The organism is Castellaniella sp. MT123 (assembly GCF_039614765.1).
GTDB lineage: Bacteria > Pseudomonadota > Gammaproteobacteria > Burkholderiales > Burkholderiaceae_B > Castellaniella.
The window spans coordinates 3,227,501-3,250,170 of record NZ_CP154879.1 but is presented as its reverse complement, the minus strand read 5'-3'; the positions used below and the strand labels follow the sequence as shown (position 1 = coordinate 3,250,170).

General features: G+C 65.9%; 22 protein-coding genes and 3 tRNA genes. 12 read left to right on the top strand and 13 right to left on the bottom strand.

Going from position 1 to position 22,670, the window contains the following annotated elements; translation table 11 throughout:
• Positions 1 to 48: 48 nt before the first annotated feature.
• A complete protein-coding gene (gene lnt / locus ABCV34_RS15325; RefSeq protein ID WP_345797081.1) occupies positions 49 to 1,689 on the top strand; it encodes an apolipoprotein N-acyltransferase in 1,641 nt (546 codons plus the stop codon).
• Here the strand turns inward: lnt and ABCV34_RS15320 are convergent.
• The 5 genes from ABCV34_RS15320 to ABCV34_RS15300 form a co-directional block, all read right to left on the bottom strand.
• On the bottom strand, positions 1,647 to 4,601 hold the full coding sequence (locus ABCV34_RS15320) for a diguanylate cyclase (RefSeq protein ID WP_345797080.1): 2,955 nt from the start codon (positions 4,599 to 4,601) through the stop codon (positions 1,647 to 1,649). The genes lnt and ABCV34_RS15320 overlap by 43 nt on opposite strands.
• Before the next feature lie 153 nt (positions 4,602 to 4,754).
• Positions 4,755 to 4,831, bottom strand: a tRNA-Asp gene (locus ABCV34_RS15315).
• 20 nt (positions 4,832 to 4,851) lie between these two features.
• A tRNA-Glu gene (locus tag ABCV34_RS15310) sits at positions 4,852 to 4,927 on the bottom strand.
• A 20-nt stretch (positions 4,928 to 4,947) separates the two neighbouring features.
• Positions 4,948 to 5,023: transfer RNA gene (locus tag ABCV34_RS15305), tRNA-Ala, on the bottom strand.
• 151 nt (positions 5,024 to 5,174) lie between these two features.
• Positions 5,175 to 6,491 (bottom strand): adenosylmethionine--8-amino-7-oxononanoate transaminase, encoded by a 1,317-nt coding sequence (locus tag ABCV34_RS15300; protein WP_345797079.1) that lies wholly within the window; start codon positions 6,489 to 6,491, stop codon positions 5,175 to 5,177.
• Between the two features lie 207 nt (positions 6,492 to 6,698).
• On the opposite strand from ABCV34_RS15300, the gene bioF reads away from it, so the two are divergent.
• From bioF to ABCV34_RS15275, 5 genes are all read left to right on the top strand, one after another.
• Complete coding sequence (gene bioF, locus ABCV34_RS15295; protein WP_345797077.1) at positions 6,699 to 7,874, top strand: 8-amino-7-oxononanoate synthase; 1,176 nt, start codon at positions 6,699 to 6,701, stop codon at positions 7,872 to 7,874.
• Positions 7,874 to 8,719, top strand: coding sequence for a methyltransferase domain-containing protein (locus tag ABCV34_RS15290; protein WP_345797075.1), 846 nt, complete (start codon positions 7,874 to 7,876; stop codon positions 8,717 to 8,719). The genes bioF and ABCV34_RS15290 overlap by 1 nt, the downstream gene beginning before the upstream one ends.
• A complete protein-coding gene (gene bioD / locus ABCV34_RS15285; RefSeq protein WP_345797074.1) occupies positions 8,709 to 9,407 on the top strand; it encodes a dethiobiotin synthase in 699 nt (232 codons plus the stop codon). The genes ABCV34_RS15290 and bioD overlap by 11 nt, the downstream gene beginning before the upstream one ends.
• A gap of 190 nt (positions 9,408 to 9,597) precedes the next feature.
• Positions 9,598 to 10,593 (top strand): biotin synthase BioB, encoded by a 996-nt coding sequence (gene bioB / locus ABCV34_RS15280; protein WP_345797073.1) that lies wholly within the window; start codon positions 9,598 to 9,600, stop codon positions 10,591 to 10,593.
• Between the two features lie 93 nt (positions 10,594 to 10,686).
• A complete protein-coding gene (locus ABCV34_RS15275) occupies positions 10,687 to 11,583 on the top strand; it encodes an EamA/RhaT family transporter (RefSeq protein ID WP_345797072.1) in 897 nt (298 codons plus the stop codon).
• 3 nt (positions 11,584 to 11,586) lie between these two features.
• Here ABCV34_RS15275 and ABCV34_RS15270 read toward each other — a convergent pair whose 3' ends face one another.
• Complete coding sequence (locus tag ABCV34_RS15270) at positions 11,587 to 12,933, bottom strand: MFS transporter (RefSeq protein WP_345797071.1); 1,347 nt, start codon at positions 12,931 to 12,933, stop codon at positions 11,587 to 11,589.
• Between the two features lie 72 nt (positions 12,934 to 13,005).
• Between ABCV34_RS15270 and moaC the strand changes: the two genes are divergently transcribed.
• From moaC to glp, 5 genes are read left to right on the top strand one after another with little or no spacing between them, the layout of a single operon-like run.
• The gene (moaC, locus tag ABCV34_RS15265; protein ID WP_345797070.1) at positions 13,006 to 13,500 is read left to right on the top strand and encodes a cyclic pyranopterin monophosphate synthase MoaC; all 495 of its coding nucleotides are present in this window, start codon (positions 13,006 to 13,008) and stop codon (positions 13,498 to 13,500) included.
• Positions 13,501 to 13,537: 37 nt separating this feature from the next.
• Entirely contained in the window at positions 13,538 to 13,732 is a 195-nt protein-coding gene (locus ABCV34_RS15260) for a MoaD/ThiS family protein (RefSeq protein WP_345798804.1), read from the top strand.
• 26 nt (positions 13,733 to 13,758) lie between these two features.
• Positions 13,759 to 14,232 (top strand): molybdenum cofactor biosynthesis protein MoaE, encoded by a 474-nt coding sequence (locus ABCV34_RS15255; protein ID WP_345797069.1) that lies wholly within the window; start codon positions 13,759 to 13,761, stop codon positions 14,230 to 14,232.
• A complete protein-coding gene (gene moaB / locus ABCV34_RS15250) occupies positions 14,229 to 14,756 on the top strand; it encodes a molybdenum cofactor biosynthesis protein B (RefSeq protein WP_345797068.1) in 528 nt (175 codons plus the stop codon). The genes ABCV34_RS15255 and moaB overlap by 4 nt, the downstream gene beginning before the upstream one ends.
• Before the next feature lie 2 nt (positions 14,757 to 14,758).
• Positions 14,759 to 15,967, top strand: a complete 1,209-nt coding sequence (gene glp / locus ABCV34_RS15245; protein ID WP_345797067.1) for a gephyrin-like molybdotransferase Glp — start codon at positions 14,759 to 14,761, stop codon at positions 15,965 to 15,967.
• On the opposite strand, the gene mobA is transcribed toward glp, so the two are convergent.
• The 5 genes from mobA to ABCV34_RS15220 all read right to left on the bottom strand — a co-directional run bounded on the left by mobA (position 15,964) and on the right by ABCV34_RS15220 (position 19,482).
• Positions 15,964 to 16,605: a molybdenum cofactor guanylyltransferase MobA gene (mobA, locus tag ABCV34_RS15240; protein ID WP_345797066.1), complete on the bottom strand. Its 642-nt coding sequence runs from the start codon at positions 16,603 to 16,605 to the stop codon at positions 15,964 to 15,966. The two genes, glp and mobA, sit on opposite strands and share 4 nt — an antisense overlap.
• 22 nt (positions 16,606 to 16,627) lie before the next feature.
• Complete coding sequence (moaA, locus tag ABCV34_RS15235; RefSeq protein ID WP_345797065.1) at positions 16,628 to 17,710, bottom strand: GTP 3',8-cyclase MoaA; 1,083 nt, start codon at positions 17,708 to 17,710, stop codon at positions 16,628 to 16,630.
• A gap of 47 nt (positions 17,711 to 17,757) precedes the next feature.
• The gene (locus ABCV34_RS15230; RefSeq protein WP_345797064.1) at positions 17,758 to 18,219 is read right to left on the bottom strand and encodes a universal stress protein; all 462 of its coding nucleotides are present in this window, start codon (positions 18,217 to 18,219) and stop codon (positions 17,758 to 17,760) included.
• A gap of 70 nt (positions 18,220 to 18,289) precedes the next feature.
• Positions 18,290 to 18,652 (bottom strand): TIGR01244 family sulfur transferase, encoded by a 363-nt coding sequence (locus tag ABCV34_RS15225; RefSeq protein WP_345797063.1) that lies wholly within the window; start codon positions 18,650 to 18,652, stop codon positions 18,290 to 18,292.
• Positions 18,649 to 19,482 carry a ChbG/HpnK family deacetylase gene (locus tag ABCV34_RS15220; protein ID WP_345797062.1) on the bottom strand — a complete coding sequence of 278 codons (834 nt, stop codon included), beginning with the start codon at positions 19,480 to 19,482 and terminating at the stop codon, positions 18,649 to 18,651. Before ABCV34_RS15220 ends, ABCV34_RS15225 begins: the two co-directional genes overlap by 4 nt.
• Here ABCV34_RS15220 and ABCV34_RS15215 point away from each other — a divergent pair.
• Positions 19,481 to 19,873, top strand: coding sequence for a GtrA family protein (locus ABCV34_RS15215; protein ID WP_345797061.1), 393 nt, complete (start codon positions 19,481 to 19,483; stop codon positions 19,871 to 19,873). The two genes, ABCV34_RS15220 and ABCV34_RS15215, sit on opposite strands and share 2 nt — an antisense overlap.
• On the opposite strand, the gene ABCV34_RS15210 is transcribed toward ABCV34_RS15215, so the two are convergent.
• Entirely contained in the window at positions 19,833 to 21,479 is a 1,647-nt protein-coding gene (locus ABCV34_RS15210) for a glycosyltransferase family 39 protein (protein ID WP_345797060.1), read from the bottom strand. The genes ABCV34_RS15215 and ABCV34_RS15210 overlap by 41 nt on opposite strands.
• Positions 21,476 to 22,516 (bottom strand): glycosyltransferase family 2 protein, encoded by a 1,041-nt coding sequence (locus ABCV34_RS15205; protein WP_345797059.1) that lies wholly within the window; start codon positions 22,514 to 22,516, stop codon positions 21,476 to 21,478. The genes ABCV34_RS15210 and ABCV34_RS15205 overlap by 4 nt, the downstream gene beginning before the upstream one ends.
• Positions 22,517 to 22,670: the final 154 nt, after the last annotated feature.

The window sequence follows — 22,670 nt, the reverse complement described above, 5'->3', positions numbered from 1 at the left end:
CCCCATCCCACAACGGGGGCTTCGGACGCGCCAAGCCCGCAAACCGCCTTGGCCAGCCCAGGCCGACGGCGAGGCGTTCCGATCTGGCTGCGGGTGCTGTTGGCGGGTGCCATCCAGGCGCTGTGCTTCGCACCCGGGCCACTACCCGCCTGGAGCCTGCCCTTCGTCCAGATCGCGTCCCTGTCGGTACTGGCCGCCCATACCTGGGGGGCCCGCGGCCCGCGCCAGGCAGCCGGCTACGGCTGGCTGTTCGGGCTGGCGCAGTTTTCGGTCGGCGTGTACTGGCTGACCATCAGCATGCATGAATTCGGCGGACTGGCGCTGCCGCTGTCCATCGCCGCCCTGCTGCTGTTCGCAGCCGCCATGGCCCTGTATGCGGCGGGCGCCTGCGCACTGACCGCCTGGCTGTGCGCCGCCCACAAAAACCCGGAACAGCCCGCCTGGCGCCAGATCCTGAACGCGGCGGCCTGGGCCGGCGCCTGGACCCTGTTCGAATGGCTGCGCGGCACGCTGTTCACCGGCTTCACCTGGCTGAATATCGGCTATGCGCACGCCGAGGGCATGTTCGCCGCCTGGGCGCCGTTTATCGGGGTCTATGGCCTGGCCTGGCTGTCCGCATTCGCGGCGGGCGCCATTGCCCTGATGGCCCGTGCCAAGGACACGACGCACGACCGCAGCGCCGCCGCCGTCATCGCACTGGCGCTGGCAAGCGGCCTATTGGGGATCGCCTGGGCGCACATCCAATGGACTCGCCCCGTGGGCGACCCCCTGCTGGTGCGCCTGGTACAGCCCGCCACCCCCCAATCCGACAAATTCGACCCGGCACGATTCCTGACGGCGCAGGAACGCACGCTGCGCCTGGCGGGCCTGCCACCCAAGGGCCCGGACGACAGGCCCGATCTGATCGTGCTGCCGGAAACCGTCCTGCCGATCCTTCAGGACCAGGTCCCCGACCCGATCTGGCAGTCCTGGCTAGCGCTCGCCGACCGGATGAATGCCGCCCTCGTGCTCGGGCTGCCGCTACACACGCGAACCACAACCGGGGATCGCTATACCAACGGGGCGACGGTCATCCACCCGGGCGATACGCAGCCCCCCCTGGTGCCCGGACACTGGCATTACGACAAGCATCATCTGGTACCCTTCGGCGAATTCATCCCTCCCGGATTCCACTGGTTCGTGCGCGCCCTGAAAATTCCCCTGGGCGACTTCAACCGGGGACCGCTGCGCCAGCCGCCCCTGTTGCTCGACGGCCAGGCCCTGGCCGTCGACATCTGCTACGAAGATACCTTCGGGGAAGAAATCGCCGCGTCCGTGCGGCCGGACGACACTGGGGCGCCGGGCGCCAGCATTCTGGTCAACCTGAGCAATCTGGCCTGGTTCGGCAACACCTGGGCGCTGCGCCAGCACCTGTGGATCGCCCGCATGCGGGCCCTGGAAACGGCGCGCCCCGTCATCCGCTCGACCAACACCGGCATGACGGCGGCAATCGATCCGACCGGCGAGGTGCGCGGCATGCTGGACCCGGCCGTCCCCGGTGTACTGGATGTGGAGGTCCAGGGCACCCAGGGGCTGACCCCCTACGTGCGCTGGGGCAACGGTCCTATCCTAGGATGGGCGCTGCTGGGGCTGCTGCTGGCCGCCCGCTACCGCGGCAAAACGACGCGCGAAGGCCGCGCCGCGTCCTGATCGACTATTGCACCAGTTGCAGCAACGGGTGTTTCGTGGGGTCGGATAGCCGCTGTTCGAAACCGGACCGGTCCAGCGGCTCGTCCAGCCAATACCCCTGCCCGCCATCGCAACCGACCGAGCGCAGCAAGTCGCACTGCGCCTGGCTGGTGATGCCTTCGGCGATGACCCGCATGCCCAGCCGATGCGCCAGCGCGATGATGGATTCGCACACCACGTGAGCGTCTCTGCTGGCGAGCAGCTTCTCGGTAACCTGGCGGTCCAGCTTCAGGGTCTGGAACGGCAGGTGACAGGACTCCAGCAGGGTCGCCAGTCCGACGGATACGGCGCCAATACTTGAACCGCACGCCCGACCGGCGCAGTCGTTCCAGGCGGTCCCGCACCAGCGGGTCCAGGCTCAGGAACAGTTGCTCGTCGAATTCCAGCGACAGGCAGTCGGCCGGCAAGCCCAGCGTATCCAGCAGATCGGACACCGTATCCAGCCCCGACTGCGCCAGGCCAAACTGCCCCGGTGACACATTGACTGTCAGCCGCAGGCTGGGGGCAAGCGTCCTGCGCCAGCGCACCAGCTGCTGGATGGCTTCCTGGAACACCCAGTCGCCCAGCGGCGTCATCAGTTGCCGTTCGTCGGCGAAGGGAATGAAATCCATGGGCGCGATAACGCCGAATTCCGGATGCCGCCAGCGCAGCAGCACCTCGGCCTGCATGATGCGCCCCGTGTCCAGGCAATAAATGGGCTGGTACAGCAGGAAGAACTGCCCGGCTTCGATCGCCGCAGGCAACGCGACCAGCAGGTCATGCTGGATGCGCGCGCGTTCCTGCATGGACTGGTCGAAATAGTGGTAGCCGTTGCGACCTGCCGCCTTGGCCTCGTACATAGCCAGATCGACGTGGCGCATCAGCGTCTCGGCGTTGTCTGCGTCATCCGGATACCGCGCGATCCCCAGACTGGCGGAGATCCGGATCATGCTGCCCGCCAGCGGATAAGGTTCCGTGATGCTGTCCAGAATCCGCTGGCACAAGACATCCATGTCCTGGCGCGAACCGACATCCCGGATCAGAATCACGAATTCATCCCCACCCAGGCGCGCCACGAAACGGTGATGGCCTCCCGTCAGGGCTCTGAGGCGGTGGGCCACTTCGATCAGCAGGCGGTCGCCCACCGCATGCCCCATGGAATCGTTGACTTCCTTGAACAGGTCCAGATCCAGGAACATCAGCGCCATGGGCCGGCCATCGCGCGCGGATTCCTCGACCGACACATCCAGGCGCTCGTTGAAATACTGGCGATTCGGCAGGCCGGTCAACGGATCGTGATGGGCCTGGTTCCAGATCGCGGATTCCAACTGCTTTTTCTGTGTCACGTCACTGAGCATCACCACGCGGCAGTTCACCGAACCATCGTGATTCCAGGCGGTATCCAGCACCACCCGCTGGGCGTAGTCCTCGCCGGATTTGCGTTGCAACCAGTATTCGCCGTCCCATCGGCCCTTGGTGTTGATCGCATGCCACATCTGATCATAGAAATCACGGTTGTGGCGCCCCGGCCGCAGCAGCGGCAGCAGGTCCCCGGCAACTTCATCGGGCCAATACCCGGTCATGCGGGAATAGGCCGGATTGACGTCGATGATGACCCCGGCGGTATCGGTGATGGCAATGGCCTCGCTGCTGTTCTCGTAGGCGATGGCGGCCAGTTGGGCCGAGGATTCCGCCTGCTTGCTCTCGGTGACGTCCTGGACCAGGCCGATGAAGGACACCTGGTCGCTGGCGCCGACCGTGGTGATGAAGATTTCTATGTCGATCGGCGATCCATCCTTGCGGCGGCCCTGGCGCTCGAACCGCAGGGTCCCGTCCTTGTGCCGGTGGCCGGACTTCAGGGCCTCGGCCACCAGATAGCGTTCCCTGGGGGCGATGATGGACAGCAGCGTCAGGCGCCCGGTCATTTCGGCCGGCTGGTAGCCGAAGATCTCGGCCATCTTCGGGCTGACGAAACTGAACCGGTCCTGTGTCGCCAGAAAGATCCCGACGATGGCGTTCGAGGCCAGCCCCTGGAAAATGATCTCGGAACGCTGCAACCCGGCCTGATCCTGGCGCATCCGGGTCAGCAGTTCGTGAGTACGCTGTGTCCCGGTGTTGTAGGCGCGGGCGATTGCCTGGATCTCGCCCAGCCCCTCGGGGGCCAGACGCGTCGTGTAGGTACCCCGCATCAGATCTTCCGACGCCCTGCGCAGCGCCAGCAGCGGCCTTGCAATGCCACGGCGCAATCCCAGGAATACCCCCAACAGCACCAGCAAGTCCGCCAGAAGCAGGCCGCCCGCCCAGGCAAGCGCGCGGTCCTTGCCCTGGCGCAGCAGCGGCATCAGGACATTCGAACCCGCATTCAGGGAACCGAGCAGACTGGCGGCATCGTCCGCGATCCATTGCCGCTGCACCGCCCGCGGCAAGTCAGGCGTCTCGGCGGGTGCCTCGGTGCGTGAATAGGAATCCAGCATCATGGCCTGCAGACGGCCACGCAGCACCACCCAGTCGCGGTGGATCTTGGGCAGGAACCGACGCATCTGCGGCTGCGTCAGGGCAGGGATCTCGCGGTCATTGACCACTCCCCCCTGATCCAGCGCCTGCAGGGCGCGATCCATGGCATCGATTTCCTTGCCCAGTTGCGCGGTCTGCATCAGCCCGCCGTCGACCAGGCGCATGGCCCTGACCGCCAGCTGCTGGCTGGCGGTGCGCATGCCGTCGAGCGTGGTGGACTGATCCAGCGCGGTTTCGTAGCGCAACATGACCGAATACATCAGGGCGGCATTGCCCAGCACGAAGGCGAGCATGACCAGACAAAACGCGACCGACAAGGCGCCAAGCCCAGGAAACGGACGAGTCGAAGACCCTGCTGCATTCGAAAAGAGTGGACGCATGCCATCCTGATGATAAAAAGGCGGCAGAGCCAGGTCGAAGCACCTGCGTCCCGCCTCCGGATTGCCACTTTCAGACATGTTACCGGATATGGCGGCAAAGACAAAAAGACAAAAGCCCGATTCCTGACCGGAAATCGAGCTTTTGAGAATTTTTGGCGGAGCGGACGGGGCTCGAACCCGCGACCCCCGGCGTGACAGGCCGGTATTCTAACCAACTGAACTACCGCTCCGCAGCGGTGCCAGAACAAACTGGCGTCCCCTAGGGGATTCGAACCCCTGTACTCACCGTGAAAGGGTGATGTCCTAGGCCTCTAGACGAAGGGGACAGGACTTTCATTAAAAAATTTGGTGGAGGTAAGCGGGATCGAACCGCTGACCTCTTGCATGCCATGCAAGCGCTCTCCCAGCTGAGCTATACCCCCAAACAAGGTCTTCTTTAACGAAGAAGCGAGATTATGCACGAATTTTTTTAGGTGTGCAAGTCTCGACAACTTTCTTGACGGACCGGAAAATCGGGCGACTGACTGCGCCGTTTGGAGGCGCTCGCTTGATCAGATCCGTCAAGGCGCGAAATTATGCCACATCTTTCCCACCTGCGTCTCGGCCTGGAAAAAAGGCGGGCGTCACCCTTGCCAGCACCGATTGCAGGGCCTGCAACAGGCGCTGCAACTGATCGGCCGGCATAATGAACGCCGGCGTCAGGTAGACACTTTTTCCCAGCGGACGCACCCATACCCCCGCATCCAGAAAAGCCTGGCACAGCAGCGTGCGGTCGGGTACCCATTTCAGCTCCACCACGCCGATGGCCCCCATGACGCGAACCTCGTGCACACAGGGCAGGTCGCGACAGGCGGCCAGGCCCTCGCACAACTGGCCTTCGATCGCCGCCACCTGGGCCAGCCGAGGCTCGGATTCGAACAGATCCAACGAGGCGTGAGCGGCTGCGCACCCCAGTGCGTTACCCATATAGGTGGGACCGTGCATCAGCGCATGCCCGGGATCGTCCGACCAGAAGGCCTCGAACACCGACTCGCTGGCCACGGTGGCCGCCAAGGGCAACGTCCCGCCGGTCAGGGCCTTCGACAAGGTCACGATGTCGGGTCGGATGCCTGCCTGCTCAAAGGCAAACAGCGTGCCCGTGCGCCCGAAGCCCGTGAAGATCTCATCGAATATCAGCAGGATGCCGTGCCGGTCGGCGAGCCGGCGCAGCCGCCGCAAGACTTCCGGCGCATGCATCCGCATGCCTGCGGCGCCTTGCACCAGGGGCTCCACCAGCAGGGCGGCCACTTGGCCTTCCTGGCGGCGCAGGAACTGATCCAGCAGAGCCTCGCCCTCATCGTCCCGGGGCAGTTCCGGCGTCTCCGTTTCAGGCTGCAGGCCGCGAAAGGCCGCATGCATGCCGATGGTGGGATCACAGACCGCCATGGTACCGAAGGTGTCTCCGTGATAGCCGCCGCGAAAAGCCACCACCCGCCGCCGCCCGGGCTCGCCGCGATTGGCCCAATACTGCATCGCCATCTTCATGGCGACTTCGACCGATACCGAACCCGACTCCGTGAAAAAGACGCGATCCAGCCCCGGCCCCAGCAAGCCGCACAGGCGGCGCGCCAGGGATAGCGCGGGTTCGTGCACCAGCCCGCCGAACATCACATGCGGCATGCGCGCCAGCTGCGCCCGGACGGCGTCGGCAATATGCGGATGGTTGTAGCCATGGCAGGCTGTCCACCAGGAGGCGATGCCATCGATCAGGGTCCTGCCATCCGCCAGTTCGATGCAGCACCCCTGCGTCGAGCGCACGGGCAGCGGTCGCGCGGCGGTCTTCATCTGCGCATAGGGCAGCCAGATATGGGGGTAGCCCTGGTCCAACCAGGGAATGGAGGATGCTGTCATGTTCGGTTTCAACTCTCGAGAGATTGCGCAGTCACGCAGGATGCGGGGTGGAAGGCCGGCGCTTGCCAGGAATTGCGCCATCATGGATTGAATTGCTATCTTCTTCTAACTACTGCCAAACATCGTTGAATTCCATTTTTCTACGATCATATTGATATTATCCCCATCACTTCAAGTCACCTGACGGCCTCACTGGGCAGAGCCGATATGAATCCATTCGATGCCGTATTTGCGCAGTTCCTGGACGACCAGGACCGCCAGCACCAGCGGCGCATCCTGCGCGCTTTTGAACCCGCCACACCCGGACGCAGCCGCCACGGCGGGCACACGCTGCTGAATTTCTGCAGCAACGACTATCTGGGCCTGTCCGCGCATCCCGCCGTCATCGACCGCGCCTGCGACTACGCCCGGCGCTATGGCGCCGGATCCACAGCCTCGCGTCTGGTCTGCGGCACCCAACCGCCTTGCCTGGCGATCGAGGCAAAGCTGGCGAGTGCCAAGGACACCGAAGCGGCACTGCTGTTCTCTTCGGGCTGGCAGGCCAATGCCGCGATCCTGCCGGCGCTGCTGTCGGTCTTCGGGCGCGATACCCAGGTCTATGTCGACCGCCTGGCCCATGCCAGCCTGCATCAGGGCTGCCGGGCGGCGGGGGTTCGCCAGATCCGGTTCCGCCATAACGATCTGAATCACCTGGAATCCCTGATGCAATCGCATGCCCATGAATCGGGCCGGCGCATCATCGTGACCGAAAGCGTCTTCAGCATGGACGGGGACTGCAGCGACGTCCCCAGCCTGGCGGCGCTGGCCGAGCGCCATGACGCCTTTCTCTATCTCGATGAAGCCCATGCCACCGGCGTGCTCGGGCCCAAGGGCATGGGGCTGGCAGGGCTTGCCCCCGGCCGGGTCCATCTGTCCATGGGCACCTTCAGCAAGGCCATGGGCAGCTTCGGCGCTTACGTGGCAGGCTCCCGCGCACTCTGCGATTACCTGATCAACGCCTGTCCGGGGTTCATCTTCACCACCGGACTGCCGCCAGCCATCCTGGGGGCCATCGACGCGGCCCTGGATCTGATACCGCGGATGCAGGCGCAGCGCGCGGCACTATCGGGGCATGCAGGCCGGCTGCGCGAAACCCTGTCCCGGCTGGGGCTGGATACCGGCCCGTCCAGCACCCAGATCATCCCTGCCCTGGTCGGCAGCGAGCACCGGGCACTGACGCTCAGCCGCCGGCTGGAAACCGAAGGCATTCTGGTCTCCGCCATCCGCCCGCCCACGGTGCCGGCCGGCACCAGTCGCCTGCGCATCGCGCTGAGCGCGGCACACACGCCAGAGGACATCGATCGCCTGGCCCAGGCCCTGTCGACCGCCGTGGAGAACCCCTGATGACCGCGGACAGCACACTGCGCACGCCCCCGTCCGGCCCCCGAGACCGCCAGGCACACGTCCGGTTCGATCGGGCAGCCAATCGATACGAACAGCATGCCGGCGTGCAGGTCGCCATCGCCCGACGCCTGGCCGCACAGATCGCGGACCAACCGCTGCCCGAGCAACCCCGCATTCTGGAAATCGGCTGCGGCACCGGTCTTCTGACCCGTCAGCTGGCTGCCCGCATCCCGCTGGCGGACTGGACCATCACGGATCTTGCCCCGGCCATGCTGACCAGAGCCCAGGACACGCTGCGCCTGGGCGGCAACGCGCGTTTTCGTGTACTGGACGGCGAGCATCCCGATCTGCCCGCCTGCAGCTTCGACCTGATCTGTTCCAGCATGGCGCTGCAATGGTTCACCGACCCAGGGCGAGGCCTGCTGCGGCTGGCCGGGCTACTGGCCCCCGGCGGCTGCCTGGCCGTCGCCGTCCCGGTTCGGGGCAGCTGGCCGGAATGGCAGCAAGCCCACGACAGCCTGGGGCTGACGCCCGCCACGCTGCTTTTTCCCTGCGCACAGGCGATCCGCCTGCCGGCTGGCCCGCTATCGGGCGGCGTGCGGATCGAGCCCTTTCAGGACGACTGTGGCAACGCCCTGGGGTTCCTGCGCGCACTCAAGGGCATCGGCGCCACCACGCCCCGGCCGGGCAGCCGGCCCTTGACGGTGTCGCAACTGCGGCAAGTCTGCGCCGCCTTCGACCGCACCGGTGCCCGGTGCACCTATCGGATCGCTTTCGGGCTGTGGCATCGCACGCCAGGGCGCACGCGAACCGGCCACGCTGACGGAACACGCCATGACCTCTAGCCGACGCACCACACCACCGGCACTCGGCGTGTTCGTGACGGGGACGGACACCGACGTCGGCAAAACGCTGATCTCGGCCATCCTGGCCAAGGCCTGGGCGGCCGACTACTGGAAGCCATTTCAGACGGGGATGGCCACCGCCTGCGACGACACCGCCACGGTGACCGCCCTGCTGGGGGCCGGCAGCCGGCAATACCCGCCCGCCTGCGCGTTGCAGGCGCCGCTCGCCCCCTGGGCAGCTGCCCGCCTGGAAGGGATCACGCTGGATGTCACGGGCATCCGCCTGCCACACACGACGCAGCCGCTGGTGGTCGAAGGCGCCGGCGGGCTGCTCGTCCCTATCGACGAAAAACACATGATGATCGACCTTGCCGCCCGGCTGGCACTACCTGTCGTGCTGGTCGCACGCAGTACTCTGGGGACGATCAACCACACCCTGCTCAGCCTGCAGGCGCTGGCGGCACGCGACCTGCCCGTCCTGGGCGTGGTGATGAACGGGCCGCTGTCGCCCGGCAACCGGCAGGCTCTGGAACACTTTGGCCAGACCCCGATCCTGGCCGAGATCCCCTGGCTGGACGCGGTGAATCCTCGGACGGTGGCCGAGGCAGCCAGCCGCGTGACGCCGCTGCAGGCCGCCCTGATCCAGGCCGGCCTAGCCTGGCGGAGCCAACCGGGGATTCACAAGTGATTACATATCCGCCGTCAGCCAAAGATCCCGGAAGAACGGAAACCCCATCAGCCATTCTTCATGATTTCAATGACAAATGCGTTCATATCGCCCTATATTGAGCGCTGTTGAATGCAAGCGATCGTTTGTCATCCGGGCGGGGCCACCCTACTATCCGGTCTGATTCCTCCGACAGGATTTTCATCACGCCATGCACACCAGCCTTCGCCACGAAACGCTCGAGCCCTCCTGGTCCGTCCAGGATATCGTCGATCTGTTCGCACTGCCCTTCAACGACCTGCTGCTGCAAGCGCAGGCCATTCATCGGCGGCACCACCCGGCCAATGCCGTCCAACAATCCAGCCTGCTGTCGATCAAGACCGGGGCCTGTCCCGAAGACTGCGCGTATTGCCCACAGTCGTCCCGCTACACCACGGACGTGGAACAGGCCCCGCTGATGCCGCTGTCGCAGGTACTGGCGGCCGCCCGCCAGGCCCAGGAAGCCGGTGCCCAGCGCTTCTGCATGGGCGCCGCCTGGCGCTCGCCCACAGAACGCCAGCTGGACGACGTGATCGAGCACGTTCAGGCCGTCAAGGCGCTGGGCATGGAGACCTGTGTGACCCTGGGCATGCTCAAGCCCGGTCAGGCCGAACGCCTGAAGGCTGCCGGTCTGGACTATTACAACCATAATCTGGACACCTCGCGGGAATATTATGGCGAGATCATCCACACTCGCACCTACGACGACCGGCTGGAAACGCTGCAGCGGGTGCGCGACGCCGGACTGAAGGTGTGCTGCGGCGGCATCGTCGGCCTGGGCGAATCGCGCGAGGTGCGCGCCGGCCTGATCTCCGCCCTGGCCAGCCTGAACCCCTACCCGGAATCCGTGCCGATCAACCAACTGGTCAAGGTCCCCGGCACCCCGCTGGCCGACGCCCCTGATCTGGACCCGATCGAGTTCGTGCGCACCATCGCGGTCACACGCATCGTCATGCCAAAAACCGTGGTGCGCCTGTCGGCCGGCCGCGAATCCATGCACGACAGCACGCAGGCGCTGTGTTTCATGGCGGGGGCCAATTCGATCTTTCATGGCGAACGACTGCTGACCACCCCCAATCCCCAGGCGGACGCGGACGCCAGGCTGTTCGAGCGCCTGGGGCTGGTGCCCATGCCAGAGACGGCACAAAGCACCAGCATGCTGTCCTGAGGTCGCACGGACCCGCGATCAGCATCCATCTTTTCCGGGCCGGGGCTCGACCTCGACCCCCACCTTAACCGGCGCATTTTTCTCTTTTCACCTATGCATACCCTGATCCTGAGCATTTCCTTCAGCGTCGCCGTCTCCGTCTTCCTGAAGCTTGCCCGGCGCTGCGATGTGCGCATCGAACAGGCCATTCTGGTCAACTACGTGACCGCTTGTCTGCTGTGCCTGTGGCTGCTGCGCCCGCCGCTGGCCACGCTGTTCGATCAGTCCGCAACCGTCTGGATCATTCTGGGGCTGCTGGGTGTGTTGCTGCCCACCGTGTTCCTGGTCATGGCCGCCGCAGTGCGCCAGGCCGGTATCGTGCTCAGCGATACAGCCCAGCGCCTGTCGCTGGTCATCCCCATCCTGGCCGCGTTCCTGGTCTTTCACGAGTCTCTGTCCGGCCGTAAGGCGCTAGGCATCGTCCTGGCCCTGGGGGCGCTGGCCTGTCTGCTGAAACGCACGCCCACCGGCACGGCCGCAGCGCCCAGTCTCGGCGAAAGGGCGGCGAACAATGCGGCCGGATCCCCGCGTGCCCGCTGGGCCTGGCTATCCCTGCTGGGCGTCTGGGTCGGCTACGGCACCATCGACATCCTGTTCAAGCAGATGGCGCGCACCGGCGCCAGGTTCACCAGCAGCCTGCTGCTGAGCTTCATGCTGGCCGCCCTGCTGATGATCCTGTGGCTGGCGGCCCGGCGCACCGCCTGGCATGCCCGCAGCCTGGCATCAGGCATCCTGCTGGGCGCACTGAACTTCAGCAACATCTACTTCTACATCCGCGCCCACCAGACCTACCCACAGAACCCGACGCTGGTCTTTGCCGCCATGAACATCGGGGTGATCTCGATCGGCACCCTGGTGGGGGCCGGGGTGTTCCGCGAACGACTCAGCCGCGCCAACCTGGCGGGCATCGCCTTGGCGATCGGAGCCGTGGTGCTGCTCTTCCCGCGCTGAAGGCTACGCGGGGTCCGGCAGCCGCCCGACACCCGGGACCGCTTCCGGCCCGGACGGCTCGCCGCCGTCGACGGACATGGAATCGCCGGCCAGGGGATCGTGCGACACATCCCGCTGCACATCGACGCGCGGGTCCAGCACCGCCATCACGTGGGAATTCTGCAGGGTGTCGGCCATGGGCACGAACTGTGTGGGCGCATCGGGACTGACGTGAGTCCCCTTGACGCGCTGTTCGCGGATGAAAACGACCAGCACCAGCGAGCATGCCGAGACGAAGACGAAATACACATCGCCCCCCCAGACCCCCATCAGTGCGCCGGCCACCAGGGGCCCGATACAGGCGCCCAGACCGTACACCATGTACAGCAGCGCGCTCAACCCCACGCGCCGCTGCGGATCCACGTTATCGTTGGCAAACGACGTGCCCATGGGATAGAGCGTGAATTGCACCATGCCCAGCACCGCCGCGAAGACCAATAGGGCCGGATAGGAAAACGGATACCAGCCCCATAGGGGTACACCCAGGCAGAACAGCAGCACGGAACCCAGGCGGATGAGCTTCACCCGGCTGATCCGGTCCGCCAGCCAGCCAATGGGCCACTGAAAGACGAGGCCTGTCGCCAGGGCGGTGGCCAGGAACACCCCCACCTCATGCGTATCCATGCCATGCTGCAGGCCGTAGACGGGCGCCAGGCCGTAAAAGGCGCCATTCAGCATCCCGGCGATGAACAGCACCGTCAGCGACAGGGGCACCCGCGTCAGGTAGTAGCGCAGCGCCAGTGGCGCGGGCACCTGCAAGGCCGGGTGCATGCGCCGCGTCAGGGTGACCGGGATCAGGCTGAGCACGCTGCACAGTGCCATGAAAACCAACGGCTTGTCGTCGAGATTCGGGAACAGGCCCAGGGTCAGCTGGCCCAGGACAGTGCCCAGGCACGTCGCCACCATGTAAAAAGCGAACACAGTCCCGCGTGCGGCGTTCTCGGTCTGCTCGTTGAGCCAGCTTTCGATCGCGACGAACAGGCACACCATGGCGGCCCCCATGACGAACCGCACCCCCAGCCAGAACCAGAGATCCTCGATGAGGATCATGGTCAGCACCGTGATCGTCATCAGCGCCGCACAGGCGGCATAGGCCCGGATATGGCCAACCTGGATGATCAGCCGGTGCCCGAAACGCGCACCCAGCACCAGACCCAGGTAATAAGAGGCGATCATCGCGCCCACCCAGATTTCGGACACGGACTGAGCCGTCAGCCGCAAGCCCACATACGTATTGAACATCCCCGAGCTGAGCAACAGGATCAGGGTCGCCAGATACAGGGAAAAGAATGCGCCGATCGTCTTGGCCATGAATAGTTTCCGGTCGGAACCACACCGATCCGCCCACGGCAGCCCGGATGAATTATCCGATATGATAGAACGATGAACGGAACAGAAGTTTCCCCCACCCTCACGCACCTGGACGAAAACGGCCAGGTCCGCATGGTCGACGTGGGCGCCAAAGCCGCCACGGCGCGCAGCGCCATCGCCGAAGGCCGCGTGCGCCTCAGTCCGCATGCCTGGCGGTTGCTGTCGGCCCAGGCCAATGCGAAAGGCGAAGTCCTGAACACCGCGCGGGTGGCGGGCATCCTGGCGGCCAAGCGCTGCGCCGAACTGATCCCGCTGTGCCACAGCCTGCCGCTCAGCTTCGTCGGGGTGGACTTCACGGCCGACGACGACACACACACACTGACAATCCGCAGCACCTGTCGTACCAGCCATCAGACCGGGGTCGAGATGGAGGCCATGACGGCCTGCACGGTCGCCGCCCTGACGGTCTACGATATGTGCAAGGCGGCCGACAAGGGCATCCTCATCGAACAGGTACGGCTGGTCTACAAATCCGGGGGTAAAAGTGGCGAATGGCGCAACGATTGAGGTGCTGTATTTCGCCCAGGTCGCCGAACACCTGGGCATGCGGCACGAAACCCAGCCGCTGGACGAACCCGTCCAGGCGGGCCTGTGGCTGGATGCGCTGGCGGCCCGGTGTCCCGCGCTGGGTCCGGCACAGCGGCTGAAGCTGGCCATCAACCAGGAACACGCCGGGCGCCACGACACGATCCGCCCCGGCGACGAGGTGGCCGTATTCGAACCGGTCACCGGCGGCTGACCCGACAGCACCCCAAGAGCCCAACCATGGTCCTGATCCAGACCGAACGCTTCGACGTCGCCACGCTGATCGCCCAACTGCAGGCCCGCACGGCCGGTCAGGCTGGCGCCCTGGTGCATTTCCTGGGCACCGTGCGCGACTATAGCCCCCAGGCGGGCTCGCACAGCCTGTTTCTCGAACATTACCCCGGCATGTGCGAACGCGAGATCGAATCGCTTTGCGAACGCGCAAGGCAGCGCTGGGACATTCTGGATACGCTGGTGGTGCATCGGGTCGGCGAACTTCCGCTCGGCGACCCGATCGTGTTCGTCGGTGTAGCCAGCGCCCACCGGGGCGACGCGTTCCGGGCCTGCGAATACATCATCGACACGCTGAAGACCCGCGCGCCCTTCTGGAAACGTGAAACGCTGGCCGACGGCCACGCCTTCTGGGTCCAGCAGCGGGACACCGACGCTCTGAAAACCGCCCAATGGGAAGACCCCTCACTGCCCACGCCATGAAAGCCGATCCGACTCAACCCCCCGTCAGCCTGCGCTGCGCCATCCTGACCATCTCCAGCCGCCGAAAGACACCAGACGACACCAGCGGAGACTATCTTTCGACCGCCCTGCGCGACGCCGGCCACGCCGTGCAGGCCCGCGACCTGTGCCCCGACGACCGCTACCAGATCCGCCGGATCCTCAGCGACTGGATCGCCGATCCGACCATCCAGGTGATCCTGTGCAATGGCGGCACCGGTTTCACCCACCGCAAGTCCACCATCGCGGCCGTCACCCCGCTGCTGGACCAGGTCGTATCGGGCTTCGGCGAACTCTTCCGCCACCTGTCCTGGCTGGACATCGGCGCCTCGTCCCTGCAGTCCGACGCCTTGTGCGGCACGGCCAACGACACGCTGATATTTTGCCTGCCGGGCTCGACCGGGGCCTGCCAACTGGCCTGGGAAAAGATCCTGCGGCCCCAGTTCGACAGCCGCCAGCAGCCCTGCAACTTCGCGAGCGTCTACCGCACGCACCCGGAATCCTGACCATGCTCGACTTCGACGCCGCCCAAGCGCGGCTGGCGGCGCGCGCCCAGGCACCCGCCGAACACGAAACCGTCACGTTGGATGCCCTATTGGGGCGCGTGCTGGCGCATGACCTCGTCGCCAACCTGGATCTGCCGCCCGCCGACAACAGCGCCATGGACGGCTATGCCCTGCGCGCGGCCGACGCGGCAGTGGCCGGCGCCACCCTGCCCGTCCAGCAGCGCTGCTTTGCCGGGCAGACACCCGATCCCCTGCGCCCCGGCCAGGCCATCCGGTTGTTCACCGGCAGCCTGATTCCCGCAGGCGCCGACACAGTCGTCATGCAGGAAAACTGCCAGGAAGGCGACGCGGGCGTCACCTTTGCCTCCGCCGTGCAACCGGGTCGCCACATCCGCCGTCAGGGCGAGGACATGCGGCACGGCCACGTCATCGTGCGGCGCGGCACACGCTTGAGGCCCGGCCACATCGCAGTGCTGGCCGCCCAGGGCTACGCCCAGGCCCCCGTCTTCCGCCACTTGCGGGTCGGCATCCTGACGACCGGCGACGAACTCGTCGCCCCGGGCCAGACGCTGCCGGCCGCCGCCATCTACAACTCCAATGCGCCCATGCTGGCCAGTCTGTGCCAGGGTCTGCACACTGCCCCCGCGGTGTTGCGCCATGCCCGGGACGACGCTCAGGCGATCGAGCAGGCGATCACTGAACTGTCCGGGACTTGCGACCTGGTGCTCAGCGTGGGCGGCGCCTCGGTGGGTGAAAAAGATCTGGTCAAACCGGCCATCGAATCCCTGGGTGGCACGCTGGATCTATGGCGCGTGCGCATGAAACCGGGCAAACCCGTCGCGCTGGCCGACCTCAACGATCGCCCCATCGTCTGCCTGCCGGGCAATCCCGTGTCGGCCTTCGTTGTCTTCGCGCTACTGGTCAGCCCCCTGATCCGGGGCCTGCAAGGCTGCGGGCAGGTGCTGCCGCCCGTGCGCCGCGGCATTCTGCGAACAGACCGTCCCCTGGGCGGCGACCGCGACGACTTCGTCCGGATCCAGGCGGCCGCGCAAGACGACGGCCTGCCCGTCCTGACACCTCATGTCCAGCAGAGTTCCGGCGCCCTGAGCAGCCTGGCCTGGGCCGATGGCCTGGCGCGGATTCCCGCCGGAACCACGCTGCAATCCGGCGCGGAAGTGGGCTGGTACGGATTGGCGGACTGGCTGGGTTAGCCTTCCCAGCGTGACCAGTCCTCGGGCGTATTCAGATTGACCAGGCAATCGGGATCCGGGAAATCCACCGGCCTGGCCTGGCAATCCCGCAGCCAGGCCTGCGCCTGACGCTGGCCCGACTGCAAAAAAGCCGCCAGGCTGGCCGCCGACGAGCGATGCACCACCAGGCACAAGGGATGCGGGCCATCGGGCGTGCGGGCATACGCGGGATGGTCGGGGCTTGCGGCCTGGGCCAGGCGCCCCATCAGATCGTCGGGCCAGCGGATGACGTCCACCGGCAGCACGAACAGCCAGGGCGCGCGCGCCTGCCGCAGACCCGCCAGAATACCGGCCAGCGGGCCGCAATCCGCCAGATCGGCGTCATCCCGCACCACCTGCCCGTAGCGGGCGTACGCATCCGGATGGCGGTTGGCGCTGATCAGAATTCGGTCAATCCCCTGCCCCCGCAGATACCGGCATACATAGTCCACCAGCGGGCGGCCCCGCCAGTCGCGCAGCCCTTTGTCGGCGTCCGGTGCCACAGGCGTGCGCATACGGCGCGACTGCCCTCCGGCCAGGATCAAGCCGTCGAGCCATGACGCCGGGCAAACCGGATCGCCAACGCGTGAAGGTGGGTCATCCGATCGATTGACGTTCATGTGACGAGCCCCGGCATGCGTATCAGCCGCCGATGTAGCTCATTTCGATCTTGTGATCGCGGTGGGCCTGCCCGCGCAGTTCGGAATACCGGTCACCCCGACCCTGCCAGACCCCGGCCAGGCGATCCCGCAGTGCCTGATCGCCAGCGCCCGACCGCAGCAAGGCCCGCACATCGTGCCCTTGTTCGGCGAACAGGCAGGTGAACAAGCGCCCTTCGGGAGACAACCGCAGTCGCGTGCAATCGCCGCAGAAAGGCTGCGACACGCTGGTGATGAGGCCGATTTCCCCTGCCCCGTCGTCATAGGCCCAGCGCGCCGCGACCTCGCCGCGATACTGTGCCTGAACCGGTTTCAGGGAAAATTCGTCGCCGATACGGCGGACGATCTCGGCGCCGGTGACGACCTCGTCCATGCGCCAGCCATTAGTGCTGCCCACATCCATGTATTCGATGAAGCGCAGAATATGCCCGCTATGACGAAAATGCCGTGCCATGGGCAGAATCTGCCCGTCGTTCATGCCCCGGCGCACCACCATGTTGATTTTCACCGGCCCCAGGCCGGCGCGGGCCGCCGCATCGATGCCCGACAGAATGGTGGCCACCGGAACGCCGCTGTCGCTCATGCGTTCGAACAGGGCATCGTCCAGCGCATCCAGACTGACGGTGACCCGTGTCAGGCCCGCCTGTGCCAGTGCGTCGGCTTTTCGGGCGAGCAGCGTGCCGTTGGTGGTCAGCGTCAGGTCGGGCGGCTGGCCATCGGGCGTACGCAAACGCGCCAGCATGGCCACGAGCACTTCGATCTGTTTGCGCAGCAGGGGTTCACCCCCGGTCAGGCGGATCTTGCGCACACCCTGGGACAGGGCGACGTCCGCGACACGCGTGATTTCCTCGAAGGTGAGCAGCGCGCTGTGCGGCAGGAAGACGTGATCCGATCCGAAGACCTCGCGGGGCATGCAATAGGTGCAGCGAAAATTGCAGCGATCGGTCACTGAAATGCGCAAATCACGCAGAGGGCGCCCGCGCGCATCGCGCACAGCCGACCCCGGCGCCAGTTCGGACGCCAGAGCCGGCTGGTCTTCCGGTCGGTGGAAGATGACGCGGCTCATGGATTCACGGCCGGCGACCCCACACGCGGATCAGCGGCAACCGGGTCTCAGTCATTTTCCTTGACGCGATACACCAGAGTGGCGACCTTTGCCAGCCCCAGGACCTTGACCGTGACGCTGCCCAGCAGCAGACGCGACAGGCCGCTGCGGCCATGGCTGCCGATGAAGATCAGGTCGCAGTTTTCTTCCTGGGCGGCATGGACGATGCCGTCGGCCACGTTGAAATTGGAGACGGCCTTCGCAGTGGCCTTGACCCCCGCGGTTTCCGCGCGGTCAAGCACGGCCTGCAGGTATTTTTGCGCCTGTTCGGCCGCGGTGCGGTCGTAGTCTTCGTCCGTGATGGCATAAGCAGCCGCCATGCCGTCGAAGCCCACCGTCGCCGCGAAAGGCTGGGTGACGTGAAGGGCGACGATCTCGGCCCCGATCGTGCGGGCAAAGCAGACACCTTTGTTGGCGGCCTGGGCCGAGAGTTTGGAGCCGTCTGTCGGGATCAGGATTTTCTTGAACATGCGCGGATCATCCATAAACGGAAACAGGAAACTTCAGCATACCTGCAGAACGGCTGAAATAACAGTCGGATCAGCCCCGGGATTGATCTCGCTCAGATTCCTGTACGGCCTGAAACAATTTCGTGCAGCGCGCACCAGAACGGCAGAACGCCAGGACCGGCCCGGGCAGTTCATGCAGCAAATGCGCGAATTCGACGACGTCGGCGGCGGTGATCGACCCGCTGACCACCGGCTGGTAACGGGCCTGCAGGCCGGCGGCCTGCGCGGCGTGCAGCATATCGTCCGACAGCGGCTGATCGGAACCGCCCTCGCCATCCGGGCGGTTGATGATGACGGACTTGAAACCGGCAGCGGCCAGCGCCTGCATGTCGGCAGGCTGCAATTGCGGGGACACCGCGAAATCCGGACTCAGGGATTGGTAGGACAGGCTCATGTGGACTCCTTGCGGGGATCGGCCCCCGCGATCGTCAGATGGTATTCGGTCAGCCAGCGCCCCATTCGCGCGCCGGCCAGCACGGCATATTCCGCCTGGCGCTGGGACGACAGCGCGTCGGTGGGTTCGTGGCCCAGCGCCGGATGGCACATCAGCACGTCGCCATCCTGGCACGCCGTCAGCCAGCGCGACATCCAGGTCTCATACGCCGGAATGCCACCCTTGAAATCATACACGCCCAGAAAACCGGGATTCTGCCGGTAGCCCCCTGTCCGCGCGCGACGCCGCAGGCCGGCGGCCCCCAGAATGGCGATCACGCCGGCCTTGAAGCGCAGGCCACCGGGCAGACCTGCCATCCGGGGGCGGCCCGTGTCGCGGATCCAGGGACGGGCATCACCATCCGCATCCAGGGCCTGCAGCAGCGCATCGCGCACGCCCGGCAGCTGATGGACGTGCTGATGACCGTCCACATAATCCGGCCCGCGGCCCGTCAAAACCCGGAAGCGGTCCAGCTGGCGGTGCACGCCCTCGCGCACCTGTGCCATCGGCAGACGGCGCAGATAGGCGGCCTGGATCAGCTGGCGCAGCGGCAGGCACAAGCCGGGCTGGCCAAAAGATTCCGTCAGGTTCAGATGCAGACCGACCTGCAGGGGCGTATCCAGCAGCGCAGGCACGTTCCGGGATGCCGTCGGGCCGTCCACCAGCAGGCTGGTCGCCGACAGGCGGCCCAGCGTAGCCAGGCTGAGGATGCCGGCGTCCACGGCGGCGTTCATCCCGAAGTCGTCGGCGCACACTACAATGCGGCGGTATTTTGGGCGTTCAGGACTCATGTTCAAAAAATTCATCACCCAGATCGGCTGGTTCGTCATTGTAGGATGTGCCGCCGCCGCCACGCACTGGGCCATCGCGGTCGCCTGCGTGGCCTTGGCCGGGCTGGCGCCGCTGCTGGCCAACATCGTCGGCTGGCTGGTGGCCTTCGGGGTGTCGTTCACCGGCCATTACCGGCTGACCTTCCGCCATCAGCAGGCCCCGCTGGCGCGCGCGGCGGGACGATTCTTCATGGTGTCGGCGCTGGGGTTCGCCATCAACGAAGCGGCCTACGCCACCCTGCTGCGGCTGACGGCCATCCGCTACGACGTGCTGCTGGCCCTGGTCCTGATCGGCATCGCCGGCATGACCTTCATTCTGGGGCGCTACTGGGCGTTTCGCCACAGCCACTGACGCGTTCACCCGCAGGAATCCGCCACAAGCCCATCTTGCGTGACTGCGCATCGGGCGCGCGGCCGGCCAGCGCCGGCAGACGATCGGCCTCGTCCAGCCAGGCCATCAGCCAGGTCGCGGGATGCGCCGGGTCGCAGAGCGACGTCTGCAGGCGCTGCGGCAGCCACAGGACTTCCGTCCCGATGTCGGGGGCAAAACGCGCAGCATCGGCCAGTTCGCGGCGCCAGTCATCACCCTGCATCAGCCCCGGATCATCCCAGTTCGTGACCACGACGACCGGGCCTTTCCAGCCCGCGTACATCGGCACGTCGTACGCGAACTGATTGAACATCACCAGCCGGTCGCCCGGCGCGGCGGACTGCGCCAGCATCTGGGCGAGCGGCTTCGACGTGCGCTGCGGGAACACCAGCAGCGCCACCACGGCCACCCCGCAGATCGCCACGGCGATCAGGGCATGGCGCACCAGGCTGCGGGTGACACCCGGCGCGGTTTCTTCCTGGCGCTGTTCGAAGGTTTCCTGGATGAACCAGGCCAGGGGCGGCAATACGGCAATGACGTAGCCCACGAGCTTGGAGGCCGGGATGGAAAAGAACACCAGGACCACCGCCAGCCAGGACAGCATCAGGCCGCGCAGCACGCGGCGATCCACCTGCTCCATCCGCCGGGCGGGCGGCACGAAGGCGGTCTGCAGGGGACCGTGCAGGTACAGCCAGCGCCAGAGCTGGATCGACCAGGGCAGGGTCAGGCCCAGCACCACCGGCACGTAAAACCAGAACGGATGGGGGTTGTTGAAGCCCTTTTCGAGGAAGCGCTCGAAGTGCTGATAAATAATGTAATAGTCGAAGAACCCGGGGTAGCGGGCCTGCATCGCCCACATCCAGGGCAGGATCAGGACGGCAAACAGCAGGATGCCCGGCCACCATAGCAGACGCCCGATGGCCCGATAGCGCCGCCGCCCCAGCAGCCAGAAGAACAGCACGCCGCCCGGCAACACCACCCCGATCAGGCCCTTGGCCATGAATCCGGCGGCGGCCAGCGCGTACATCGCCAGCAGCGCGGCATGGTCCGGCCGCTGCTGTTCGCGGCGAAAGACCGCATCGGCCCCCGCCATCACGGTCAGGCTCATGAGCGCGGCGACCAGCATGTCCAGATTGGCGTAATGCGCCGCGCCGAACAGAAACGGCTGCACCGCGAGAATCAGGACGGTACGGCGCGCGGCGCTGATGCGCGCGTAGCGCCGCAAGAAGACGTAGAACACGGTCACCATGGCGGTCGCCGCCAGCACCGAGCACAGCCGTCCGGCCCAGGCATTGTCGCCAAACACCGCCAGCGACGCCGCCGTCAGCCAGTAGAACAGCGGCGGCTTATGGAAGAACGGCATCTCGTCCAGGCGCGGCGTCAGGTAGTCCCCCGAAACCAGCATATGCCAGGCCACGCCGACATAGCGGCCCTCGTCGGGCAGCAGCAGCGGATACATCCAGGTGGTGGCCGCCAGCCACAGAAAGGTGCACAGGGCAACCCAGCCCCAGGCGGATCGGGTCTGCGCACAGCGCCAGCCGGCCTCTCCGGTATTCATCAGCCAGCGGCCGGCATTGCGGATCTTCATGAAGCGGATTCCTGATCGCCCGCGACGCGGGCCGATATGGAAGCTGAAGGCTCGGCATCCCCGGAGGCGGGCGCTGGCGACGGTTGCGGTGCGGCATCCGCCCCGCCACCCAGCCGTTCGCGCAGCAGATAGACGGGCCGCCCCTTCACCTCGGTGAAGATCCGCGCGATGTATTCGCCCACGACGCCCAGCGACATCAGGTTCACCCCGGAAAAGAACAGGACGACCGTGATCAGCGTGGCCCAGCCCTGCACCGGATCGCCGAACAGGAGATGGGTGACGATGATCACCAGCCCGTAGAAAAACGCGACCATCGACAGGCAGGCGCCCAGCAGGCTGAGCAGCCGCAGTGGCCAGGTGGTGAAGGCGGTCAGGCCGTCCACCGCGAAACGCAGCAGTTTCAATGGCCGGAAGCTGCTGACGCCATGCAAGCGCTGAGGCGGCGTATAGGGAACGGCCTCGGATTCGAAGCCCACCCAGGCAAACAGGCCCTTCATGAAGCGGTCGCGTTCGGGCAGGCGCAGCAGGGCATCGACGACGAGGCGGTCCATCAGCCGGAAATCGCCAGCGTTGGGTGGCACGCCGCGGCCATCGGACGTGCGCATCAGCATATAGAACAGCTTGGAGCCGACCCGCTTGAACCAGCTTTCGTCCTGACGGGTCGCACGCACCGCGTAGACCATCTGGATACCCTCGCGCCAGCGCGCCAGCATGGCGGGGATCATCTCTGGCGGATGCTGCATGTCCGCGTCCAGGCAGACGACGACGTTGCCCCGGGCGGCTTCCAGGCCGGCGGTCAGGGCGGCTTCCTTGCCGAAATTGCGCGACAGGCGCAGGTAGACGATTTCCGGGCGCAAGCCGCACCAGTGGCGCATCAGATCCGGGGTGCCGTCGGTGCTGCCGTCATCGACCACGATGATCTCCAGCGTTCCGACCTCGGATTCCAGCCTGGTCAGCAGTTCCGGCAGCAGGATACCGAGGTTGGCCTGCTCGTTCAGGCAGGGCACGACACAAGACAGGAAAACAGGATCGGGCATGGTGGTCCAGACGGATGGAACAGAGGGATTCCAGCAAATCCCGACAAGACGTTGATGATACCCGATGGTCCCGCATGGCAGCCAGCTTTGGGGCTGCGCGAGCCGTCCCGCCCTCTCCCTTTGCGGTCCGCCATGAAGATTCCTATAATATGAA

What these genes read in the sequence shown, in the direction of transcription:
- glp (WP_345797067.1), top strand. Translation starts at nt 14,759, where the DNA reads ATGCTCGACTTCGACGCCGCCCAAGCGCGGCTGGCGGCGCGCGCCCAG.
- ABCV34_RS15290 (WP_345797075.1), top strand. Translation starts at nt 7,874, where the DNA reads ATGACCGCGGACAGCACACTGCGCACGCCCCCGTCCGGCCCCCGAGAC.
- bioB (WP_345797073.1), top strand. Translation starts at nt 9,598, where the DNA reads ATGCACACCAGCCTTCGCCACGAAACGCTCGAGCCCTCCTGGTCCGTC.
- ABCV34_RS15300 (WP_345797079.1), bottom strand. Translation starts at nt 6,491, where the DNA reads ATGACAGCATCCTCCATTCCCTGGTTGGACCAGGGCTACCCCCATATC.
- ABCV34_RS15220 (WP_345797062.1), bottom strand. Translation starts at nt 19,482, where the DNA reads ATGAGTCCTGAACGCCCAAAATACCGCCGCATTGTAGTGTGCGCCGAC.
- mobA (WP_345797066.1), bottom strand. Translation starts at nt 16,605, where the DNA reads ATGAACGTCAATCGATCGGATGACCCACCTTCACGCGTTGGCGATCCG.
- ABCV34_RS15270 (WP_345797071.1), bottom strand. Translation starts at nt 12,933, where the DNA reads ATGGCCAAGACGATCGGCGCATTCTTTTCCCTGTATCTGGCGACCCTG.
- ABCV34_RS15260 (WP_345798804.1), top strand. Translation starts at nt 13,538, where the DNA reads ATGCGGCACGAAACCCAGCCGCTGGACGAACCCGTCCAGGCGGGCCTG.
- moaB (WP_345797068.1), top strand. Translation starts at nt 14,229, where the DNA reads ATGAAAGCCGATCCGACTCAACCCCCCGTCAGCCTGCGCTGCGCCATC.
- bioD (WP_345797074.1), top strand. Translation starts at nt 8,709, where the DNA reads ATGACCTCTAGCCGACGCACCACACCACCGGCACTCGGCGTGTTCGTG.
- ABCV34_RS15275 (WP_345797072.1), top strand. Translation starts at nt 10,687, where the DNA reads ATGCATACCCTGATCCTGAGCATTTCCTTCAGCGTCGCCGTCTCCGTC.
- bioF (WP_345797077.1), top strand. Translation starts at nt 6,699, where the DNA reads ATGAATCCATTCGATGCCGTATTTGCGCAGTTCCTGGACGACCAGGAC.
- ABCV34_RS15230 (WP_345797064.1), bottom strand. Translation starts at nt 18,219, where the DNA reads ATGTTCAAGAAAATCCTGATCCCGACAGACGGCTCCAAACTCTCGGCC.
- ABCV34_RS15320 (WP_345797080.1), bottom strand. Translation starts at nt 4,601, where the DNA reads ATGCGTCCACTCTTTTCGAATGCAGCAGGGTCTTCGACTCGTCCGTTT.
- ABCV34_RS15205 (WP_345797059.1), bottom strand. Translation starts at nt 22,516, where the DNA reads ATGCCCGATCCTGTTTTCCTGTCTTGTGTCGTGCCCTGCCTGAACGAG.
- ABCV34_RS15215 (WP_345797061.1), top strand. Translation starts at nt 19,481, where the DNA reads ATGTTCAAAAAATTCATCACCCAGATCGGCTGGTTCGTCATTGTAGGA.
- moaA (WP_345797065.1), bottom strand. Translation starts at nt 17,710, where the DNA reads ATGAGCCGCGTCATCTTCCACCGACCGGAAGACCAGCCGGCTCTGGCG.
- ABCV34_RS15225 (WP_345797063.1), bottom strand. Translation starts at nt 18,652, where the DNA reads ATGAGCCTGTCCTACCAATCCCTGAGTCCGGATTTCGCGGTGTCCCCG.
- moaC (WP_345797070.1), top strand. Translation starts at nt 13,006, where the DNA reads ATGAACGGAACAGAAGTTTCCCCCACCCTCACGCACCTGGACGAAAAC.
- ABCV34_RS15255 (WP_345797069.1), top strand. Translation starts at nt 13,759, where the DNA reads ATGGTCCTGATCCAGACCGAACGCTTCGACGTCGCCACGCTGATCGCC.
- ABCV34_RS15210 (WP_345797060.1), bottom strand. Translation starts at nt 21,479, where the DNA reads ATGAAGATCCGCAATGCCGGCCGCTGGCTGATGAATACCGGAGAGGCC.